Annotated in this window: 19 protein-coding genes; 13 read left to right on the plus strand and 6 right to left on the minus strand. The window is 67.1% G+C overall.

The features are described 5' to 3' along the window. Positions 1-7: 7 nt before the first annotated feature. The 5 genes from V9L21_RS13915 to V9L21_RS13935 all read right to left on the minus strand — a co-directional run bounded on the left by V9L21_RS13915 (position 8) and on the right by V9L21_RS13935 (position 5,991). A complete protein-coding gene (locus V9L21_RS13915; protein WP_337312742.1) occupies positions 8-730 on the minus strand; it encodes a response regulator transcription factor in 723 nt (240 codons plus the stop codon). Further along, the gene (locus V9L21_RS13920; RefSeq protein ID WP_337312744.1) at positions 727-2,433 is read right to left on the minus strand and encodes an NAD(P)/FAD-dependent oxidoreductase; all 1,707 of its coding nucleotides are present in this window, start codon (positions 2,431-2,433) and stop codon (positions 727-729) included. The genes V9L21_RS13915 and V9L21_RS13920 overlap by 4 nt, the downstream gene beginning before the upstream one ends. A 6-nt stretch (positions 2,434-2,439) precedes the next feature. Then, complete coding sequence (locus tag V9L21_RS13925) at positions 2,440-3,282, minus strand: beta-ketoacyl synthase chain length factor (protein WP_337312747.1); 843 nt, start codon at positions 3,280-3,282, stop codon at positions 2,440-2,442. After that, positions 3,279-4,481, minus strand: a complete 1,203-nt coding sequence (locus tag V9L21_RS13930; RefSeq protein ID WP_337312749.1) for a beta-ketoacyl-[acyl-carrier-protein] synthase family protein — start codon at positions 4,479-4,481, stop codon at positions 3,279-3,281. Before V9L21_RS13930 ends, V9L21_RS13925 begins: the two co-directional genes overlap by 4 nt. 124 nt (positions 4,482-4,605) lie before the next feature. Beyond that, on the minus strand, positions 4,606-5,991 hold the full coding sequence (locus tag V9L21_RS13935; protein ID WP_443304853.1) for an AmpG family muropeptide MFS transporter: 1,386 nt from the start codon (positions 5,989-5,991) through the stop codon (positions 4,606-4,608). A 58-nt stretch (positions 5,992-6,049) separates the two neighbouring features. Here V9L21_RS13935 and V9L21_RS13940 point away from each other — a divergent pair, with 58 nt between their 5' ends. From V9L21_RS13940 to V9L21_RS14000, 13 genes are all read left to right on the plus strand, one after another. Then, positions 6,050-6,916: a M48 family metallopeptidase gene (locus tag V9L21_RS13940; protein WP_337312753.1), complete on the plus strand. Its 867-nt coding sequence runs from the start codon at positions 6,050-6,052 to the stop codon at positions 6,914-6,916. 251 nt (positions 6,917-7,167) lie between these two features. After that, positions 7,168-8,877: an allophanate hydrolase gene (gene atzF, locus V9L21_RS13945; RefSeq protein WP_337312755.1), complete on the plus strand. Its 1,710-nt coding sequence runs from the start codon at positions 7,168-7,170 to the stop codon at positions 8,875-8,877. A gap of 17 nt (positions 8,878-8,894) precedes the next feature. Then, complete coding sequence (locus V9L21_RS13950) at positions 8,895-9,899, plus strand: ABC transporter substrate-binding protein (protein ID WP_157611434.1); 1,005 nt, start codon at positions 8,895-8,897, stop codon at positions 9,897-9,899. Positions 9,900-9,901: 2 nt separating this feature from the next. Next, positions 9,902-10,735, plus strand: coding sequence for an ABC transporter permease (locus V9L21_RS13955; protein WP_337312758.1), 834 nt, complete (start codon positions 9,902-9,904; stop codon positions 10,733-10,735). After that, positions 10,732-11,565 carry an ABC transporter ATP-binding protein gene (locus V9L21_RS13960; protein ID WP_337312759.1) on the plus strand — a complete coding sequence of 278 codons (834 nt, stop codon included), beginning with the start codon at positions 10,732-10,734 and terminating at the stop codon, positions 11,563-11,565. Before V9L21_RS13955 ends, V9L21_RS13960 begins: the two co-directional genes overlap by 4 nt. After that, complete coding sequence (hpxZ, locus tag V9L21_RS13965) at positions 11,562-11,942, plus strand: oxalurate catabolism protein HpxZ (protein ID WP_337312761.1); 381 nt, start codon at positions 11,562-11,564, stop codon at positions 11,940-11,942. The genes V9L21_RS13960 and hpxZ overlap by 4 nt, the downstream gene beginning before the upstream one ends. Before the next feature lie 53 nt (positions 11,943-11,995). Next, on the plus strand, positions 11,996-13,114 hold the full coding sequence (locus V9L21_RS13970) for a BMP family ABC transporter substrate-binding protein (protein ID WP_337312763.1): 1,119 nt from the start codon (positions 11,996-11,998) through the stop codon (positions 13,112-13,114). Between the two features lie 19 nt (positions 13,115-13,133). Beyond that, positions 13,134-14,195 carry an ABC transporter permease gene (locus V9L21_RS13975; RefSeq protein WP_337312765.1) on the plus strand — a complete coding sequence of 354 codons (1,062 nt, stop codon included), beginning with the start codon at positions 13,134-13,136 and terminating at the stop codon, positions 14,193-14,195. Next, positions 14,192-15,115, plus strand: a complete 924-nt coding sequence (locus V9L21_RS13980; protein WP_337312767.1) for an ABC transporter permease — start codon at positions 14,192-14,194, stop codon at positions 15,113-15,115. The genes V9L21_RS13975 and V9L21_RS13980 overlap by 4 nt, the downstream gene beginning before the upstream one ends. A gap of 5 nt (positions 15,116-15,120) precedes the next feature. Continuing rightward, entirely contained in the window at positions 15,121-15,822 is a 702-nt protein-coding gene (gene biuH, locus V9L21_RS13985) for a biuret amidohydrolase (protein ID WP_337312769.1), read from the plus strand. 7 nt (positions 15,823-15,829) lie between these two features. Continuing rightward, on the plus strand, positions 15,830-17,428 hold the full coding sequence (locus tag V9L21_RS13990) for an ABC transporter ATP-binding protein (protein WP_337312771.1): 1,599 nt from the start codon (positions 15,830-15,832) through the stop codon (positions 17,426-17,428). A 91-nt stretch (positions 17,429-17,519) separates the two neighbouring features. Beyond that, the gene (locus V9L21_RS13995; protein ID WP_337312773.1) at positions 17,520-18,191 is read left to right on the plus strand and encodes a cysteine hydrolase family protein; all 672 of its coding nucleotides are present in this window, start codon (positions 17,520-17,522) and stop codon (positions 18,189-18,191) included. Beyond that, positions 18,188-18,961: a GntR family transcriptional regulator gene (locus V9L21_RS14000; protein WP_337312774.1), complete on the plus strand. Its 774-nt coding sequence runs from the start codon at positions 18,188-18,190 to the stop codon at positions 18,959-18,961. Before V9L21_RS13995 ends, V9L21_RS14000 begins: the two co-directional genes overlap by 4 nt. A 12-nt stretch (positions 18,962-18,973) precedes the next feature. Here the strand turns inward: V9L21_RS14000 and V9L21_RS14005 are convergent, their stop codons facing one another. Next, a complete protein-coding gene (locus V9L21_RS14005) occupies positions 18,974-19,777 on the minus strand; it encodes an exodeoxyribonuclease III (protein WP_337312776.1) in 804 nt (267 codons plus the stop codon). Position 19,778 lies beyond the last annotated feature (1 nt).

Consider the following 19,778-nt stretch of genomic DNA (forward strand, 5'->3'; position numbering starts at 1 on the left):
CGGCCGGTCAGTCCTGCTGCTTGGCGAACACGTAGCCCACGCCGCGCACCGTGAGGATGCGCTTGGGGTTCTTGGCGTCGACCTCGATGGCGGCGCGGATGCGGCCCATGTGCACATCGATCGAGCGGTCGAAGGCTTCGAGCTCGCGGCCACGCACGGCTTCCATGATCTGGTCGCGCGTGAGCACGCGGCCCGCGCGCTCGGCCATGGCCACCAGCAGGTCGAACTGGTAGGAGGTGAGGTCGGCCAGCGCACCGCCCACCGCCACGGTGCGCGCATTGCGGTCGATCTCGAGCGTGCCGAAGCGCATCACCGTGCTGGCTTCGGTGTCGGCGCTGTTCTCGCTGCGGCGGCGCAGCACCGCGCGGATGCGCGCCAGCAGCTCGCGCGGCTCGAAAGGCTTGGGCAGGTAGTCGTCGGCGCCGATCTCCAGGCCGATGATGCGGTCCATGGGGTCGCCCTTGGCGGTGAGCATGAGCACCGACACCTTCGAAGCCGGCGCGGGCAGCGAGCGGATGCGGCGGCAGATTTCAAGGCCGTCGGTGTCGGGCAGCATCAGGTCGAGAATCACCAGGTCGGGCGCGTGCTGCTGCAGCTGCTCGAGGCCGCTGGCGCCGTCGCCGGCATGGGTGAAGAGAAAACCCGACTGCGTCAGGTATTCGCCTACCATCTGCGCCAGGCGGGCGTCGTCTTCGATCATCAAAAGTTGGGGGGTGCTCATGCGCTTCATGGTCGTGCACGGGGGGCAACGGGGCTTGAACGCTCCGTAAAGTTGGGTAAACGCGGCTCCCGGTGGTCAACCGGAAGCGCTGCGAAAAGCATAGCGCCGCTTTCCGCGCGTGCGGGCGGCGACGACATGTTTTCTTCGAGGATAGCGGGCAGGGCGCAATCGCCCAGGTCCGTATTGTCGGCCCGCGCCCGCTCGAGAATTTCGCGTGCAAGCTGCCGCAGCTGCGCCGTGGAGGCCCGGATGCGCTCCTTGAACCCGGCATCGTCCAGCCGCGGGTCCTTCAGGCTCCGGTTGAGTTCGGCGAACCACGGCATTGCGGCCTGGTCGAGCAGCACCGGGGCGTTGCGCCTGGCGCTTGCGGCGGACCATGCGCGCAGCAGCTGCTGCACCGCCAGGTTCAGGCGCTGGCAGTGTTGCAGTTCTTCCTTCAGGCTGCCAAGCAGCATCAGGTCGGTGAGCCGCTGCTGGAAGAAGATCTGCGACAGCACGCCCCAGTAGTAGGCGTAGTCCCATATCACCTTCACCGGCAGCACCTCGGGGTCGCCAAAGAGCGGGTACTGGTCCTGGTAGAGCGCCAGCGTGCTCTCGTAGAACGAGTGGTAGATCTGGTCGTACAGCTGCGCGCGCGCTTCCACCGAGCGGCCCGCGCGGTCGTGCGCCACCAGGTCGGTGATGTAGGTGTTGCTGATCGCGATGAAGTCGCTGCCCGGCGAATAGAACGGGTCGAGAAACAGCCCCGCCTCACCCGTCAGCGCCCACCGCTGGCCCGAGAACACCTGCTTGCAGCCGTGCGAGAAGTGCCTGAGAAAGGCGAAGTCCTGCAGCAGGTGCCGCTTGCCGTCCAGCGCTTCATACAGCCGCGGCTGGTAGGCGGCAAACCACTGCATCGCTTTCTCGAAGGTGTCGATGGTGTCCAGCGGATGCAGCTTGGGGTCCGCCACGATGCCCACCGAGTGCGAACCCGAAGCCAGCGGAATCAGCCAGGCCCAGTACCCGGCGCCGCACAGGTGATTGGTCGAAAGCCAGCGTGCGCGGGGATCGCAGCGCGCCTGCCAGTCGGAGTTGTCGCTCCAGTCGTCGATGGCAATGCGCTCGCCGATGCGAAACCACACCGCGTTGACGTCGTGCCCGTTGGGCTCGGCCAACCCCAGCTTGCGCTTGAGCAGCCCGGCCCGCCCGCAGGCATCGATGATCCAGCGCGCCTGGGCGCTGTGCGTCTGGTCGCCACGCGACCATTCGATGCGATGCGGCGCCTTGGCGTCCGAAGCCAGTTCGACGCGGCGCACCAGCGCGGCATCGTCGAAGCGCACTCCGCGCCGAACGGCCTCCTGGGCAAGATAGTTCTCGAAGATGCCGCGGTCGATCTGGTAGCTGGGCACCGCCAGGTAGCGGCTCGCGCCGATCTCGGTAACCTGGTCGATGTCGCGCCGGCCCTCGCTGAAGAAAAAGCGAAAGCCGAACTTGCGCAGTTGCGCGCTGTCCATGTGCGGCTTGAGGCCGAGCACCGTGTCGAAGTAGTGCGCGCCGATTTCCACCGACGACTCGCCCACCTTGTGGGCCGCGTGCGGCACCGGGTGCTTGCGCCGCTCCAGCACCAGCACGTCGATGTCGTCAAAGCGCTGCTTGAGCTGCAGCGCCAGAGTGAGGCCCGCGAGCCCGCCGCCCATGATCACTGCGTCACATGTATGCGCAGTGCCGGTCATGGAACTTCAGTCCCGGACCCGCTGCAGTTGCAACCGCAGCGCCAGGGTGGAAGAAAGCGGCAGGTCCAGCGGCCCGGGCGGGTCGTCGTCCGCCACGCGCGCCAGCGATTCGAACAGGCCGAGCGCATGCGCCATCGGGTTGATGTGCGCCAGCGTCTTTGCGGCGTCCGACAGGGGCGCCGGCGCGCTGCCGTCGCCGCTCTCCGTCGACCAGTCGAAAGACGCCACGGTGCGCTCGGTGCGCTCGGGCGCAATCACCAGCGCCACGGCCAGCAGGCCCTGGCTGTCGGTTACCGAGGTCAGCGCGCCCACTGTGGGCGTGTCGTAGCCCACCAGCAGCACCGGCGAGTGGTCGGCCGCGCATTGCACCGCCGCTTCGAGCAGGCCGGCGGCAAAGCTGTTCTCGTAGGCTGAAACCGAATTGCTGGCCGCCATGCAGCCCGTGCCGATGGTCCAGTAACCCACGGCCGCGTTGTGCACCGAGTTGTGAAAACGCGTGGGCGACAGCACCGTTGGGTCGGTCGCGAGCGTGCTGCACATGTAGTCGTTGATCGAAAGATCGCCGTGCGCCGAGACGAACACGCAGGGCACGTCCGCCGCATTGCGGCCCGCGCCTGCCATCGACGCGGCCGCCACTTCGAGCGCAAGAGCGACGGTATCGGGTGCGCGGCGGCGCTCGGCCGGCGCCAGCACCTGCGGCGAGGGGCGCTTGGCCGGTGGATCAGTGAGCGTGCCTTCGCCGCGGAAGGCAGCGCGGGCGGCCTCCCAGCCTGGCAGCGTGGGCGTCCAGAAGGCCGGGCCTTCGATGTAGAGGGTGGGCGGCTTCGGAGCCTGGTTCGCGGCGGTCATCGGGCCGCCTTGCCGAACACCAGCGAGCAGTTGTTGCCGCCGAAACCGAAGGAGTTGGTCAGCGCGTAGCGAACCTCGCCGTGCGCGGGCTCCAGCTTGATCTGCGGCCCGAAGCCGGTATCGAGCTCGTTCGTGTTCACGGTGCCGGGCATCAACCCGCGTTCGATGGCCAGCAGGCTGATTACCGATTCGACGATGCCCGCCGCGCCCAGCGTGTGGCCCATGAAGCCCTTGGTCGAACTGGCGTGCGTGGTGGCGGGGAAGCGGCGCGCCACCAGCGCGCCTTCGACCTCGTCGTTCTTCTGGCTCGCCGTGCCGTGCATATTGATGTAGTCGATGGCGTCGGGCGCCAGGCCCGCGCGTGCCAGCGCTTCGTCGAGCGCGCGTTCGGCGCCCAGGCCTTCCGGGTGCGGCGTCGACATGTGATGCGCATCGCTCGCTTCACCGTAGCCGAGGAGGCGCAGCGGCGCGGCTGCGTCGTCCTGCACGCGCTCCACCAGCGCAAAGCCGGCCGCCTCGCCCAGGCTGATGCCCTTGCGGCCGGCGTCGAAAGGCCGGCAGGGCTCGCTGGACACCAGTTCGAGCGAATTGAAGCCGAACAGCACGCTGCCGCACAGCGTGTCGACCCCGCCCACCACGGCGGCATCGGCCAGCCCGAGGCGGATCAGCCGCTCGGCCGAGGCGAACACCTTGGCGCTCGATGAGCAGGCAGTGGAAATCGTCTCGCTGGGGCCGGTGAGCCCGAGCACCTGCTGCACGAACATGGCCAGCGAATGCGGCGTGTGCACCGCAGGGCGGCGCTGGTTCACGGGAAAGAGCCCGTCGGCGTCGAGCTGGGTGTAGGCCAGTTCGGTTTCGCCGATGCTGGATGTGGAGGTGCCCAGGATCAGCGCGATGCGCGAAGGCCCGTACTTGGCCCGCGCGGCTGCCACGGCTTCGGGAAAACCGTCGGCATGCAGGCCCAGCCAGGCGAGCCGGTTGTTGCGGCAGTCCCAGGGGGCGAGGTCTTCGGGCAGGCGAATGTCTTCGAGCCCGTCGACCCGGCCGATCCAGGTGGGCAGCGGCGCATCGCCGAAATCGTTGGCGCGCAAGCCGCTGCGCGAATGCGCGAGCGCCTCGGCGAGCGGCTCCTTGCCGACACCGACGGCCGAAGTGGCCGTGAAGGCGCTGATCTGAAGGGGAGAAATGCGGGGCGGCACGTTGCTTGTGGGTTTCGGGCGAAGGTAATCGCTTTGAAAGCGATGCGAAAGGTAACCGGAAAGTGAAAGCCTACCAGTTGTGCGGGGCCCCCAGCGTCAGCTGTTTTCCTATAGGGCCCGTGCTCTATTGACGCTCGGCAGGGGCTATGGTCGTGGTGATTCGGGCGGCCAAGGCCACCAGCAGCAGCACCGGCACCCCCAGCAGGGCCGTGGCGGTAAAGAACGGGGCGTAGCCGTAGGCATCGACAAAAACACCCGAGTAGCCGGCAATGAACTTCGGCAGCAGCAGCATCAACGAGCTGAACAGGGCGTATTGCGTGGCGGAGTAGCTGATGTTCGTCAGGCTGGAGAGATAGGCAATGAACGCCGCCGAGGCGATGCCGCCAGCCAGGTTGTCGGCCGACACCACCGCAATCAGCGCCGTGAGGTCGTGCCCGCGCGAGGCCAGCCAGGCAAACAGCAGGTTGCTGGCGGCGCTGAGCACCGCGCCCAGCATCAGCACGCGCATCACGCCCAGTCGCATCGACAGCACACCGCCGACAAAGGCGCCCACCAGCGTCATCACCACGCCGTAGATCTTGCTGACCGTGGCCACCTCGTCCTTGGTGAAGCCCATGTCCACGTAGAACGGGTTGGCCATGATGCCCATCACCACGTCGCTGATGCGGTAGATGGCAATCAGCGCGAGGATCAGCGCGGCTTGCCACTTGTAGCGGCGAATGAAGTCGGCAAAGGGCTCGATGAGCACGCCCTGCAGCCACTCGGCCGCGTTCTTTGCTTTGGGCAGCACGCGCCGCGCCGGCTCGGGCGAGAGCAGCACCGTGAGCACGCCGACCGCCATCGAGGCGGCCATGACCAGGTAGGCCGTTTTCCAGGCGCCGTTCTGGTAGGCCGCCACACCCGTGACGCCTGCGACCGGCGCCACCTCGGCCCAGGCCGCCACCCACAGCACGCCGGCGCCCGCCCAGATCATCGCGAGGCGATAGCCTGTTTGATAGGCGGCGGCGAGCGCGGCTTGCTTCCGGGTTTCGGCCGATTCGATTCGGAACGCGTCCAGCGCAATGTCTTGCGTGGCCGAGCCGAAAGCCACCAGCAGGGCACACCAGATCAGCGGCGCGAGGCCGTGGCGCGGGTCGTTGAGCGCCATGCCGATCAGCCCCACGATCACCAGCGCCTGCGCCAGCAGCAGCCAGCCGCGCCGGCGCCCCAGCAGCGTGGTGAGCGGCGGCAGCGGCAGCCGGTCGACCAGCGGTGCCCAGACCCATTTGAAGCCGTAGGCCAGGCCCACCCAGCTCAGGTAGCCGATGGTGGTGCGGTCGATGCCCGCTTCGCGCAGCCGGAAGCTCAGCGTGCCCAGCACCAGCAGCAGCGGCAGGCCGGCGGAAAAGCCGAGCGCCAGCATGCGCAGGGTGGCAGGCTCGAGATAGACCTTCAGCGCGTCGCGCCAGGGCAGGGAAGAGGCGGTGGAGGTTTCGGCGGGCTGGGCAGACATGAACCCCGGATTGTCCATGAGGGCGCGCCGTGCGCCGAGCCGTCTTTTTGTCGGCAATTGTTCCTATGATCCGCGCATGTGCACACGATGCGAGCTCCTTCTTCCTTCCACGGCTTCTTCAGTCTCCCGTTCCTCGGCCTGGCAGCCGCGGCGGGCCTTCCTGCTTGCCGCGGCTGGCGTGGCACTGACGGGGCCGGCGCTGGCGCAGGTCAACGTGGGCAATGCATCCGTGGCGCGCAACCTGGTGCCGGCCGACCGGATCGAGGCCGCCGGCGTCCAGCAATACGGGCAACTGCTCGCGCAGGCGCGCGCCAAGGGTGCGCTCGCGGGCGACGGCAACGCCCAGCTGCAAAGGCTGCGCACCATTGCCAACCGGCTGATTCCGTTCGCCACGCCCTGGAACACGCGGGCGCGCGATTGGAAGTGGGAGGTCAACCTCATCGGCAGCAAGCAGATCAATGCCTTCTGCATGCCGGGCGGCAAGATCGCCTTCTTCACCGGCATCCTCGAGCAGCTCAAGCTCAATGACGACGAGGTGGCGATGGTGATGGGCCACGAGATGGCCCATGCGCTGCGCGAGCATGCGCGCGCGCGCATGGCCAAGAGCGCCGGCACCGGCGCTGCGCTCTCCATCGGCGCGCAGCTGCTGGGCCTGGGCCAGATGGGCGACCTGGCGGCCCGCGCCGGCACGCAGCTGATCACCCTCAAATTCAGCCGCAGCGATGAGACCGAGGCCGACCTCGTCGGCCTGGAGCTGGCGGCGCGCGCCGGTTACGACCCGCAGGCCTCGGTGTCGCTCTGGAAGAAGATGGCCACGGCGTCCAAGAACCAGGGCGGGCTGAGTTTTCTGTCGACCCACCCGAGCGGGCCGGACCGCATCCAGAAGCTCGAAGCCAACCTGCCGAAGGTGGAAAAGCTCTACCGCGAAGCCAAGCGGAGCTGAGGTATCGCCCTGTCCCTGGCAAAGGGTAGGGCTGGTGTATTACTCCCTCTCCCTCTGGGAGAGGGCAGGGGTGAGGGCAGCGGGCCTCATATAACAGCCGCGCCTCATCGGCCGCACGCAGCCCTCACCCCAACCCTCTCCCAGAGGGAGAGGGGGCAAACCCCCCTGAACAAAATCTGCTGAACGGGACCTCCGATCGCCTTGGCACACTGCTTGCATCTCGACTTGTACACAAGTTTGGATGCTTTGATATGGTGCATGAAGAAAACGGATCGGCCGCCGCGGCGTGGATCGCGCGCTTCCCTCGGCCCGTGCCCGGCGCGGATACGGGAAAAGGCCCGCTCGCCGGCCTGCGCTTTGCCGTCAAGGACAACATCGACGTGGCCGGCGTGCCCACGACCGCCGCCTGTCCGGCCTTCGACCGCAAACCCTCGGCACACGCGGCCGTGGTGCAGAAACTGCTCGATGCCGGTGCATCGCTTCTCGGCAAGACCAATCTCGACCAGTTCGCCTGCGGCCTGAACGGCACGCGCTCTCCCTATGGCGAAGTGCCAAATGCCTTCGACCCGCGTTATGTCTCGGGCGGCTCCAGTTCGGGCTCGGCCTATGTGGTGGCCGCGGGTGAGGTCGACTTTGCGCTCGGCACCGACACGGCCGGCTCGGGCCGCGTGCCCGCCGGGCTCAACAACATCGTCGGCATCAAGCCCTCGCGCGGCTTGCTGAGCGCCTTTGGTGTGGTGCCCGCTGCGCAGAGCGCGGACTGCGTGTCGATCTTCGCGCGCACGGTCGGCCTGGCTGTCGACGTGCTTCTTGCGGCCGCGGGCCCGGATGCGCGCGATCCCTATTCGCGCGAACTTGCCTTGCGGAGCGACCCCTTTCCGTCGGCATTCCGCTTCGGCGTGCCCGATACGCTGAGCTTCTTCGGTGACGTGGAGGCCGAAGCGGCCTTCCGCGACGCACAGGCGCGGCTCGTGGCGCTCGGCGGCACACCCGTGACGATTCCCTTCGCCCCTCTGGCCGAGGCCGCCGCGCTGCTCTATGAAAGCGCACTGGTGGCCGAGCGCTATGCCGCGGTGCGCGGGTTCTTCGATGCGCACGGCTCCCAGGTCATCGAACCGGTGCGCGGCATTCTCGAGAGCGGCCGCGGCTACAGCGCCGCCGACGTATTCGAGGCGCAGACAAGACTGCGCGCGCTCGCACAACAGGTCGAGCCGATGTGGCGTGGCATCGACGTGCTGCTGGTGCCGACCGCGCCCACGCACTACACGCGCGACCAGATGCGCGCCGACCCGGTCGTGCTCAACCGCAATCTTGGCGCGTACACCAACTTCGTCAACCTGCTGGACTACGCCGCCATCTCGGTGCCGAGTTCGCTGCGTGCCGATGGCCTGCCGTTCGGCATCACGCTGATCGGCCCTTGCGGCAGCGATCTTGCGCTGGCCGATCTGGGCCAGCGCTATCACCACGCCACCGGCCTGTCGCAGGGCGCCACCGGCTTGCCGCTGCCAGAGCCACGCGCCATTGCGGGCCTTGGCGTCTCGCAAGCGCAGACGATGCCCATCGCCGTCGTCGGCGCACACCTTTCGGGCATGCCGCTCAACAGCCAACTCACCGACCGCGGCGCCACGCTGCTGCGTGCCACGACCACCGCGCCACGCTACCGGCTCCACGCCTTGCCCGGCACCGTGCCGCCCAAGCCGGGGTTGCAGCGCAGCGCAGGCGGCGGTAGCGCCATCGCACTCGAGGTGTGGTCGGTTCCGGTTGCGCAGGTCGGCAGCTTCCTGGCCCTGATTCCGCCTCCGCTGGGGCTCGGCAGCGTGGAGCTTGCCGACGGCAGCTGGGTGCACGGCTTCATCTGCGAAGGCCATGCGCTGGCCGACGCCGAAGACGTGAGCCACCACGGCGGCTGGCGTGCCTACATCGCGAGCCGCACCGTTTCTTCCCAAGCCATTTCAACCTGACCGATCGAGGAGTCTTCATGAGCATCCCTGAAAAATCGCCCGCCGCCGCGTCGCGCCGCCAGTTGTTGCAAGCCGGCGCAGCGGGCTTGGCCGTGCTGGCCGCGCCGGCCATCGTGCGTGCGCAAGCCGCACCGAAGATCCGCATCGGCTTCTGGCCGGTGGCCGCGGGCCTGCCGTTCTTTGCCGCGGTGGACCGTGGCTACTTCAAGGAAGCGGGCCTCGACGTGGAGCCGCTCAAGTTCGCGGGCGCGCAGCAGGTCATGGAAGGCATGCTGGCGGGCCGCTGCGACGGCAGTTCCAACGGCACGGGCTCGGCCAACCTCGCCATCGGCGAGATCGCGCAGCCGGGCCTCTTCAAGATCTTCTGCACCAACCCGAGCAACGCCAAGTTCGTGCTCGACGAATTCATCGTCGCCAAGGACAGCCCGATCAAGACCATGGCCGAGCTGGCCGGCAAGAAGATCGCTTCGGGCCCCGGCATCCAGAACGTGACCCTGTGCAAGACCATGCTCGAACGCGCGGGCGCCAAGGGCGCCACGGTGAGCGAGCTGCCCATCGGCCAGCACGTGGCCGCGCTCGTCGCGGGCCAGGTCGACGCCTGCTACACGCTGGAGCCCACCGGCACCGTGGGCCGCATGAACGGCACCACGCGTGTCATCGAGGCCGGCGTGGTCGCCAGGTACATCCTGGGCGATCCGATGGCGCCGTGGCACGGCGGCGCGGCCAGCCTCACCAGCGAGTTCATCAAGAAGAACCCGGAAGTCGCCAAGAAGTACATCGCCGCCTACGCGCGCGGCGTCGAGCTGGTGCGCACCAAGCCCGACGACGCCCGCCAGCACATGAAGGGCTACACCGCCATCGAGGGCAAGCTCACGGCCGAAGTGCCTCTCGCGTCGTACATGCTCTACAACGAGTTCAAGCCGAGCGACGTGGCGTACTTCCAGAAGTTCTACGACCTGTTCACCGAGAAAGGCATCTTCGAGAAGAAGGTGCTGGTGGACGGCCTGCTCTACAAGGCCTGACCATGGCCGACGCAAGCACGACCACGGCCGCGCCGTGGACGCCGCCCGCCGCCGGAGCCACGGCTACGGCCATGCCCAAGCCGCCACTGCGCGACCGGCTGCTGCCCTTCATCGGACCCGTGGTGCTGTTCATCGTGTGGGACCTGGCGGTGCGGCTCGGCTTCATCAAGCCGATCCTGCTGCCCACGCCCGCCGACACCGTTGCGGCGTTGATCACCGGGCTTGCGGGCGGGCCGCTGCTCACCGACTTTGCGATGACCGTGTGGCGCACGCTGCAGGCGTTCCTGATTGCGGCGGTGGTCGGCGTGCCGCTGGGCGTGCTGCTCGGCAGCAATGAGAAGGCCTACCGCAGCGTCGAGTTCCTGATCGACTTCTTCCGCTCCACACCTTCGTCCGCGCTCATTCCGCTGTTCCTGCTGATCTTCGGCGTGTCGGACGTCAACAAGGTGGCCATCGCGGCCTTTGGCGCGCTGCTGATCGTGGTGTTCAACAGTGCCTACGGCGTCATCAATGCGCGCAAGCAGCGCGTGATGGCGGCACGCGTCATGGGCGCCTCGCGCTGGCAGATCTTCAAGGACGTGCTGGTGTGGGAAAGCCTGCAGCCCAGCTTCGTGGGCCTGCGCTCGGCGGTGTCGATGGCCTTGGTGATCGTCATCGTGGCCGAGATGTTCATCGGCTCTGACACGGGCCTTGGCCACCGCATCATCGACGCGCAGCAGGTGCTCAACGTGAAGAGCATGTACGCGGCCATTCTTGCCGCCGGTGCGCTGGGCTATGCACTCAACATTCTTTTTCTTGTGGCCGAGCGCCGCATCGTGCACTGGAGCGGTCGATGAAAGTGACACCCGACATCGTCGTCAACGGCCCGGTGTATGCCGACGTGCCCAAGCCCGTGTTCAAGCCGGGCCCGGCCGGCACGCACATCACCATTCGCGGCCTGACCAAGTACTTTGCGGGCTGGCCGCTGTACGAGAACTTCGACCTCGACATTCCCAAGCACAAGATCGTTTCGGTGTTCGGCCCGAACGGCTGCGGCAAGTCCACGCTCATCAACATGATCGCCGGGCTCATTCCCATCGATGCGGGCGAAATCCTGTTCGACGGCAAGCAGCGCAAGGACACCAAGATCGGCTACGTGTTCCAGAACTACCGCGAGGCGATGTTCCCGTGGATGCGCACCATCGACAACATCGCCTACCCGCTGAAGCTCGAAGGCCGCAGCAAGGCCGAGGTCGACCGGCGCATGGAAGAGCTGGTGGCGTCGTTCGACGTCAAGTTCGACCTGAAGCGCTTTCCGTACGAGCTCTCGGGCGGCCAGCAGCAGACCGCGTCGATCATGCGGGCGCTTGCGCCCAACCCCGAGGTGCTGTTTCTCGACGAGCCGTTCTCCGCGCTCGACTTCGAGATGACCCTCTTCATCCGCGAGAAGCTGCAGGAGGTGTTCATGCAGACCGGCACCACCATGCTGCTGGTGTCGCACGACCTGGAAGAGGCCGTGTACCTGGCCGACGAGGTGCTGCTTTTGACCAAGCGGCCCACCAAGGTGGCCGAGATTCTGCGCTACGGCGATGCACGGCCGCGCACGGTCGAGACGCTGAGCACCGAGAGCTTTGTTGCAATGAAGAAGCTCAGCCTCGACATCTTTCAACGCGAGGTGCGCAGATGACCCTGGAAATCAACATCCCCGAAGTGCTTGCCGAAGTGACCGCGGTGTTCGCGCGCTACGAAGAGGCGCTGGTGACCAACCGCCGCGATGTGCTCGACGAGCTGTTCTGGAACAGCCCGCACACGCTGCGCTACGGCTACGCCGAGAACCACTACGGCCATGCGGCCATCAGCGCCTTTCGCGCGTCGCTGCCGGTGCAGAGCCCGCCGCGCGAGCTGCTGCGCACTGTCATCACCACCTACGGCCGCGACTTGGCGACCGCCAATACCGAGTTCCGTCGCGAAGGCAGCCGCCAGACCGGCCGCCAGAGCCAGACCTGGCTGCGCACCGCCGATGGCTGGCGCGTGGCCGCCGCGCACGTGAGCCTGATCGACTGAACACACAGGCACATTTTTTGCACCCCACCTTGTATCCAAGACCGGAGAACGCCATGACCAGCCCCATCAATCGCCGCGAGTCCCTCAAATCCCTGGCCGCGCTCGGCGCTGCCGGTTCCCTTGGAGGCTGGAGTGCCCTTGCCGACGCACAGGCCAAGCCGCTGACAGTCGGCGTGATCTACGTCGGCGCACGCGACGACTACGGCTACAACCAGGCGCACGCCATGGCGGCGGCCGAAGTAAAGAAGCTACCCGGAGTGAAGGTGGTGGAAGAAGAGAACGTGCCCGAGACCGCCGCCGTGCAGAAGACCATGACCGGCATGATCTCGCAGGACGGCGCCAAGCTGCTGTTCCCCACGTCGTTCGGCTACTTCGATCCGCACATCCTTGCCGTGGCGCCCAAGAACCCCGACGTGCGCTTCTCGCACTGCGGCGGCCTCTGGACAGAGGGCAAGCACCCGAAGAACGCCGGCAGTTTCTTCGGCTACATCGACGAGTGCCAGTTCCTGAACGGCGTGATTGCCGCGCACATGACCAAGAGCAACAAGATCGCCTTCGTTGCCGCCAAGCCCATTCCGCAGGTGCTGCGCAACATCAACGCCTTTACGCTCGGCGCGCGCTCGGTCAAGCCGAACATCACGTGCAGTGTGATCTTCACCGGTGACTGGTCGATGGCCGTGAAGGAAGCCGAGGCCACCAACAGCCTGGCCGACCAGGGCTGCGACGTGTTCACCATGCACGTCGACGGCCCCAAGGTGGTGGTGGAGACGGCGGCCAAGCGCGGCAAGATGGTTTGCGGCTACCACGCGAGCCAGGCCAAGCTGGCGCCCAATGCGTACCTCACCGGTGCCGAGTGGAACTGGCTCACGGCCTACAAGGCGGCCATCGAGGCGGCGCAAAGCGGCAAGCCGCATCCGAACTTCCTGCGCGGCGGCCTGAAGGAGGGCTACGTGAAGATGTCCGCCTACGGCCCCATGGTGCTCGACGCTGCAAAGAAGCAGGCCGACGAGATCAAGGCCAGGATGATCGCCGGCACCTTCGACATCTTCAAGGACGGCATCAAGGACAACAAGGGCGCCGTCGTGGTCCCGGCCGGCAAGGTGCTGAAGCAGACCGACCTGGAACTGGAAAAGATGAACTACCTGGTCGAAGGCGTGATCGGCTCGGCCTGATTCCGGGTTCATCCTCACCATGCGCCACGCGCTCAAGGAATTCGCCCTGCCGGTGTTCGCCATTGCGGCGGCGCTGCTGCTCTTCGGCGTGCTGGTGGCCTTTGCCGGCGTCGATCCGGTGGAGGTCTGGGCGACGCTCTTCAAGGGCGCGTTCGGCGACTGGTTCTCGTGGCAGAACACCTTGCAGCGAGCCGCGCCGCTGATGCTCACCGCGCTGTGCGTGGCGCTGCCGGCGCGGGCGGGGCTCATCGTCATCGGCGGGGAGGGCGCGCTGGTGCTCGGCGGCCTGGCCGCGGCGGCGTTCGCGCATGCGCTGCCGCTGCCGGGCAACATCGTGGGCACGGCGGCAGTGTGCATTGCGGGCGCGCTTGCCGGGGCGCTGTGGATCGCCCTTGCGGGCTGGCTGCGCCAGTACCGCGGCATCAACGAAACCATCAGCAGCCTGCTGCTGGCCTACATCGCCATCGGCATCTTCAAGCACCTGGTCGAAGGGCCACTGCGCGACCCGGCCAGCCTCAACAAGCCGTCGACGCATGCGCTGAACGAGGGGTTGCTGATCGGCGGTATCGGTGGCTCCGACGTGCATTGGGGCTTCGTGATCGGCGTGGTCGCCTGCCTTGGGCTCGCGTGGTGGCTGCGCGCCACCGCCTCGGGTTTTTCGGTGCGCGTGGTGGGCGGCAATCCGCGCACGGCGCAGCTCGTGGGGCTGCCGGCCACACGGCTCATCCTCGGCGCCTGCGCGCTCGGCGGTGCCTGCGCGGGGCTCGCGGGCGCGGTCGAGGTGGCGGCGGTTCACACCAACGCGAATGCCTCCTTGATCGCGGGCTACGGCTATGCGGGCATCCTGGTGTCGTTCATCGCGCGGCACAACCCCGCGGCCATCGTGCCGGTGGCCATCCTGTTCGGCGGCTTCGGCGCGGCGGGCAGCCTGTTGCAGCGGCGGCTCGGCTTGCCCGATGCATCGGTGCTGGTGCTGCAGGGCATTGCGTTCGTGCTCATTCTTGCGAGCGAGGGCCTGCGCATGATCGACTGGAGCGCGTTGCGCGCCCGCGTGCTCCGTGCTTCGGGGAGCCCGGCATGACGGTGGATCAGTGGATCGCGCTTGTGGCCGGCATCGTCGGCGGTGCGCTGCGCGTGGGGGCACCGTTTCTCTTCGTGAGCCTGGGTGAATGCCTGACCGAGAAGTCGGGGCGCATCAACCTGGGGCTCGAGGGCGTGCTGGTGCTGTCGGCCATGGCAGCCTTCGGCGGCGCCTATCTCACCGATTCGGCCTGGCTCGGCGTGCTGATTGGCGCGGTGGCGGGCGCGGCGCTTGCGCTGCTGCACGGCCTGCTGTGTTCGCTCGACCGCGTGAACGACGTGGCCACCGGCATCGCCCTGATGCTGCTCGGCACGGGGCTCGCCTTCTACCTTGGCAAGCCGCTCATCCAGCCGCAGGCGCCGCAGATTCCCGCCATACCGCTGGGCTTCTGGAGCGACAACACGGTGGTTCGTTCGGCGCTGCAACTCAACGCGCTGGTGCCCATTGGCGTGGCGCTGGCCGTGCTGCTCTGGTGGGGCTTTGCGCGCACACGCGCCGGCCTGCTGGTGCGGATGGCCGGCGATTCGGCGCAGGCAACGCGCGCGCTCGGCTATTCGGTCTCGGGCCTGCGCATCGCGGCGACGACGGCGGGCGGCTTCATCGCCGGGCTTGGTGGCGCATCGCTCACGCTGTTCTATCCGGGCAGCTGGAACGAAGGCATTTCCAGCGGCCAGGGCCTCATTGCGGTGGCGCTCGTGATCTTTGCGCGCTGGAGCCCGCTGCGCTGCGTGGGCGCTGCGTTTCTCTTCGGCGGCGCGGGGGCCATCGGGCCCGCGCTGCAGTCCATCGGCATCGGCTGGGGCTATCACCTGTTCAACACCGTGCCCTACGTGCTCACGCTGGTCATTCTTGTGTTCACCTGCAAGCCCGGCAGCACGGCACTTGGCAGCCCCGGCGAACTTTCATCGACAAGGAACTGAACGCCATGACAACGACAACTGGCCGCCACGTTGAGGCCGAACCCTATGCCTGGCCCTACAACGGCGCATTGCGGCCCGACAACACCGCGTTGATCGTGATCGACATGCAGACCGACTTCTGCGGCAAGGGCGGCTACGTGGACGTGATGGGCTACGACCTCTCGCTGGTGCAGGCGCCGATCCAGCCTATCGCGCGCACGCTCGCGGCAATGCGGCCGCTGGGTTTTCACATCATTCACACGCGCGAAGGCCACCGGCCCGACCTGGCGGACCTGCCCGCCAACAAGCGCTGGCGCTCGCGGCAGATTGGCGCCGGCGGCGTGGGCATTGGCGACGACGGGCCGTGCGGGCGCATCCTGGTGCGCGGCGAGCCGGGCTGGGAGATCATTCCCGAACTCGCGCCGCTGCCTGGCGAGGTGGTGATCGACAAGCCCGGCAAGGGATCGTTCTACGCGACCGATCTCGAACTGATCTTGCGCACGCGCGGCATCGAGAACCTGATTCTTGCGGGCATCACCACCGACGTGTGCGTGCACACCACCATGCGCGACGCCAACGACCGCGGCTTCGAATGCCTGCTGCTGTCCGACTGCACGGCCGCCACCGACCACGGCAATCACTTGGCGGCGCTGAAGATGATCACGATGCAGGGGGGCGTGTTCGGCGCGCACGCCACCTCGCGGCAGCTGCTGGCCACGCTTGGGTGATGCACGCATGAGCGCCGCGCCCCACGCGATTGGCGCCCTTCCGGGCGGCAGCGGCGCACTCGCGCTCGACACGTACGAGCTGACCAAGCGCTTCGGCAGCTTCACCGCGATGGACCGCGTGACGATGCGCGTGGAACCCGGCACGGTGCATGCGCTGCTCGGCGAAAACGGCGCGGGCAAGAGCACGCTGGTGAAATGCGTGGCCGGCTTCCAGCGCGCGGAGGAGGGCAGCATCCTGATCGACGGGCGCGAGCAGGATATTGCCAACCCTATCGTGGCGCGCGCGCTGGGCATCGGCATGGTCTATCAGCATTTCACGCTTGCGCCGGGCATGACGGTGGCCGAGAACCTGCTGCTCGCGGGCGGCAAGACGCCGGCGCTGATCGACTGGAAAACCAAGCGCGCGGAGCTGAAGGATTTTCTTGCGACCACGCCCTTCAGCCTCGACCTGGACGCGCGGCCTTCGGAGCTTGCCGCGGGCGAAAAACAGAAGCTCGAACTGCTCAAGCAGCTGTACCTTAAGCCGCGGCTCCTGATTCTCGATGAACCGACCTCGGTGCTGACGCCACAGGAGGCGGACGAGGTGCTGGGCCATGTGCGCGAGTTCGCGCGCAGCGGGTTGTGCACCGTGCTCATCATCACGCACAAGTTCCGCGAGGTCATGGCCTATGCAGACGGCGTGACGGTGCTGCGCCGCGGCAAGGCGGTGCACCATTGCCGCGTGGCGGACACGAGCCCGGCGCGGCTAGCAGGGGCCATGATGGGCAGCGAGGATGCCGAGGCTTCCCCCGCACCGGCTGCATCGCCCGTTGCCAGAAAACCCGTGTCCACTGCGGCGCCCATTGCATTGAAGGTCGAAGGTCTCCGGGCCCAGGGCGACCGGGGCACCTTGGCGCTGCACGACCTGGCGCTTTCGGTGCGCGCGGGCGAAATCCTCGGCGTGGCGGGCGTCTCGGGCAACGGGCAGCGCGAGTTGGTCGAGGCCCTTGTCGGGCAGCGGCCGCGGCTTGCCGGCAAGGTGAGCGTCATGGGCCAGCCGTACAGCGCACGGCGCGGAGAGAACCGCAAACTCAAGGTACGCAGCCTGCCCGAGGAGCCGCTGCGCAATGCCTGCGTGGGAGATCTCAGCGTGGCGGAGAACATGGCGCTGCGCGATTTCGACAGGCCGCCTTTGTCGCGAGGCGGCCTGTTGAACTTTCCCTTCTGGCGCAATCGGGCGCGAGAGTGGATTGCCGAGTATGGCGTCAAGACCCAAGGCGAGGGCGCGCCGATTCGCAGCCTTTCGGGCGGCAACGTGCAGCGTGCGGTATTGGCGCGTGAACTCGCTGGCGACATCAATGTGCTGATCGCCGCCAATCCGGTCTTCGGGCTCGACTTTGCGGCCGTGGCCGAGATTCATGAGCGCATCGTGCAGGTGCGCGAAAAGGGCGGTGCGGTGCTGCTCATCAGTGAAGATCTCGACGAACTGCTGGAACTGGCCGATCGCATCGTCGTGATGAGCGAAGGGCGCATCGTGTTCGAGACTTTGGCCGCGGGCGCTGAAAGGCATGTGATCGGGGCGCACATGGGCGGCGGGCATCATGAGCCCTCGGAGGCTGTGGCATGAGTGCCCTGCTGTTCATCGGAAGGCCGCTCGGTGTGCGGTGGAGTGTTTGCCCGTCGCCGCACCCCGTGCATCAAGACATCCGAGGCACAACATGCGCATAGAAGAAGCTGCTCCTTTCCCCTACGAGTTTGGGATCAAGAACGCCGCGCTGGTCCTCATCGACATGCAGCGCGACTTCATCGAACCCGGCGGCTTCGGTGAAACGCTGGGCAACGATGTGACCCTGCTCGAAGCGATTGTTCCGGCGACAAGAGCGGCTTTGCAGGCTTGGCGGGAAGTCGGCGGCCTCGTGGTGCACACGCGGGAGGCGCACAAGCCGGATCTTTCCGATTGCCCGCCTGCCAAACGCAACCGCGGCAACCCGGCATTGCGCATCGGCGACGAAGGTCCGATGGGCCGCATCCTTGTGGCGGGCGAACCGGGCAACCAGATCATCGACGCGCTGGCTCCGATCGAAGGCGAAATCGTCATCGACAAGCCCGGCAAGGGCGCGTTTTACGCTACCGGCCTGCATGAACTGCTGCAAGCGCGCGGCATTACGCACCTGCTGTTCGGCGGGGTGACCACCGAAGTGTGCGTGCAGACCAGCATGCGCGAAGCCAACGACCGCGGCTACGACTGCCTTCTGCTCGAAGATTGCACCGAAAGCTACTTTCCGGCCTTCAAGATTGCCACGCTCGACATGGTTCGCGCCCAGGGCGGCATCGTCGGCTGGACCGCGCCGAGCACGGCGCTGCTGGCTGCGCTTCGCGGTGGGCAATGACAGCGACTAATATTCCCCACGTGTCTACTGTTCGTTCCCGCCCCGCCTCGCCGGTATCCGCCGTCTCCGCCGCCGGCGAAACCGCTTTTCGCACGCGCGCCGACGAGGTGTACGCGCAGCTCAAGCGCGACGTGGCCGATTTCATCCTCGTGCCGGGCGACCGCTTCACCGAGAACGAGATCAGCGAGCGGCTCGGCGTTTCGCGCACGCCCGTGCGGCAGGCGCTTTTCCGCCTTCAGCAAGAGGGCTTCGTCGAGGTGCTGTTCCGAAGCGGCTGGCGCGTGCTGCCTTTCGACTTCGACCAGTTCGAGCAGCTCTACGACCTGCGCATGGTGCTCGAGACCACGGCCGTGCATCGCCTTTGCGAGGCCGACCGCCGCGTCGACCGCAGCCTGCTCGAGGCGCTGGCCGACATCTGGTTAGTGCCCGCGGCCCAGCGCAGCAGCGACACCGCCCAGGTGGCGCAATGGGACGAGGCCTTTCATTGCTCGCTGGTAGCTGCCGCGGGCAACGCCGAGATGGCGCGCGTTCATGGCGACGTGACCGACCGCATCCGCATCATCCGCCGCCTCGACTTCACGCAGCAGCCGCGCATCGACGCCACCTACGACGAGCACGCCAAGATCCTGAAGGCCGTTCGCGCCAACCGCGGCGACCAGGCCGCGATGCTGCTGCGCGCGCACATCGAGACCAGCCAGGCCGAGGTGCGCAAGATCACGCTGCACCAGGTGCACCTGGCGCGGCATGCCGGAAAGACGGCGACGCGCTGAAGCGGGCCCCGGCTACAGCGTGAAGTCGTAGTCGACCGTGATCGGCGCGTGGTCGCTGAACTTGATGGTCTTGTAGATCTGCTCGTTGCGCGCCAGCGCGCCGAGCGCCGGCGTGGCCAGGTGGTAGTCGAGCCGCCATCCCACGTTGTTGGCATAGGCCTGGCCGCGGTTGCTCCACCAGGTGTAGGCCTCGGCCGTGGTCTCGGGCTTGAGCATGCGGTACACGTCCACCAGGCCCGCGCCGTCGGTGCCGGCGTCGAGCAGGCGGGTCATCCAGGCGCGTTCTTCGGGCAGGAAGCCGCTGTTCTTCTGGTTGCCGCGCCAGTTCTTGAGGTCGATTTCCTTGTGCGCGATGTTGATGTCGCCGCAGAGGATGAACTCGCGCTCTTTCTTGAGCGCAACCAGGTGCGGGAAGAAGCCCTTCAGGAAGCGGAACTTGGCCTCCTGCCGCTCTTCGCCCGAGCTGCCGCTCGGAAAGTAGCAGCTGATGATCGAGAGCTTGCGCTTGGGCGTGTCGAAGCGCAGTTCGAGGTACCGGCCCTCGGCATCGAATTCGGTGTCGCCCCAGCCCACGACCACGGCGCTTGGCGCGTGCTTGGTGTAGATGGCGGTGCCGGCGTAGCCTTTTTTCTCGGCAAAGTGGAAATAGCCCTTGAGACCGGCCATTTCTTCGAACCGGCCTTCGATGTCGCTGGCCTGCACCCGGATCTCCTGCATGCAAATACAATCCGGCGCAAGTTCGGCCACCCAGTCCGCCACCCCCTTCGTGGCGGCCGAACGCAGGCCATTGAGATTGAGGCTGGTTAGTTTGAACACA

Origin of the sequence: Variovorax sp. CCNWLW235, assembly GCF_037204085.1 — a bacterium.
In the GTDB taxonomy this organism is placed as follows: Bacteria; Pseudomonadota; Gammaproteobacteria; order Burkholderiales; family Burkholderiaceae_C; genus Variovorax.

What these genes read in the sequence shown, in the direction of transcription:
- hpxZ (WP_337312761.1), top strand. Translation starts at nt 11,562, where the DNA reads ATGACCCTGGAAATCAACATCCCCGAAGTGCTTGCCGAAGTGACCGCG.
- V9L21_RS14000 (WP_337312774.1), top strand. Translation starts at nt 18,188, where the DNA reads ATGACAGCGACTAATATTCCCCACGTGTCTACTGTTCGTTCCCGCCCC.
- V9L21_RS13955 (WP_337312758.1), top strand. Translation starts at nt 9,902, where the DNA reads ATGGCCGACGCAAGCACGACCACGGCCGCGCCGTGGACGCCGCCCGCC.
- V9L21_RS13920 (WP_337312744.1), bottom strand. Translation starts at nt 2,433, where the DNA reads ATGACCGGCACTGCGCATACATGTGACGCAGTGATCATGGGCGGCGGG.
- V9L21_RS13970 (WP_337312763.1), top strand. Translation starts at nt 11,996, where the DNA reads ATGACCAGCCCCATCAATCGCCGCGAGTCCCTCAAATCCCTGGCCGCG.
- atzF (WP_337312755.1), top strand. Translation starts at nt 7,168, where the DNA reads ATGGTGCATGAAGAAAACGGATCGGCCGCCGCGGCGTGGATCGCGCGC.
- V9L21_RS13990 (WP_337312771.1), top strand. Translation starts at nt 15,830, where the DNA reads ATGAGCGCCGCGCCCCACGCGATTGGCGCCCTTCCGGGCGGCAGCGGC.
- V9L21_RS13960 (WP_337312759.1), top strand. Translation starts at nt 10,732, where the DNA reads ATGAAAGTGACACCCGACATCGTCGTCAACGGCCCGGTGTATGCCGAC.
- biuH (WP_337312769.1), top strand. Translation starts at nt 15,121, where the DNA reads ATGACAACGACAACTGGCCGCCACGTTGAGGCCGAACCCTATGCCTGG.
- V9L21_RS13935 (WP_443304853.1), bottom strand. Translation starts at nt 5,991, where the DNA reads ATGGACAATCCGGGGTTCATGTCTGCCCAGCCCGCCGAAACCTCCACC.
- V9L21_RS13980 (WP_337312767.1), top strand. Translation starts at nt 14,192, where the DNA reads ATGACGGTGGATCAGTGGATCGCGCTTGTGGCCGGCATCGTCGGCGGT.
- V9L21_RS13950 (WP_157611434.1), top strand. Translation starts at nt 8,895, where the DNA reads ATGAGCATCCCTGAAAAATCGCCCGCCGCCGCGTCGCGCCGCCAGTTG.
- V9L21_RS13925 (WP_337312747.1), bottom strand. Translation starts at nt 3,282, where the DNA reads ATGACCGCCGCGAACCAGGCTCCGAAGCCGCCCACCCTCTACATCGAA.
- V9L21_RS13915 (WP_337312742.1), bottom strand. Translation starts at nt 730, where the DNA reads ATGAAGCGCATGAGCACCCCCCAACTTTTGATGATCGAAGACGACGCC.
- V9L21_RS13975 (WP_337312765.1), top strand. Translation starts at nt 13,134, where the DNA reads ATGCGCCACGCGCTCAAGGAATTCGCCCTGCCGGTGTTCGCCATTGCG.
- V9L21_RS13940 (WP_337312753.1), top strand. Translation starts at nt 6,050, where the DNA reads ATGTGCACACGATGCGAGCTCCTTCTTCCTTCCACGGCTTCTTCAGTC.
- V9L21_RS13995 (WP_337312773.1), top strand. Translation starts at nt 17,520, where the DNA reads ATGCGCATAGAAGAAGCTGCTCCTTTCCCCTACGAGTTTGGGATCAAG.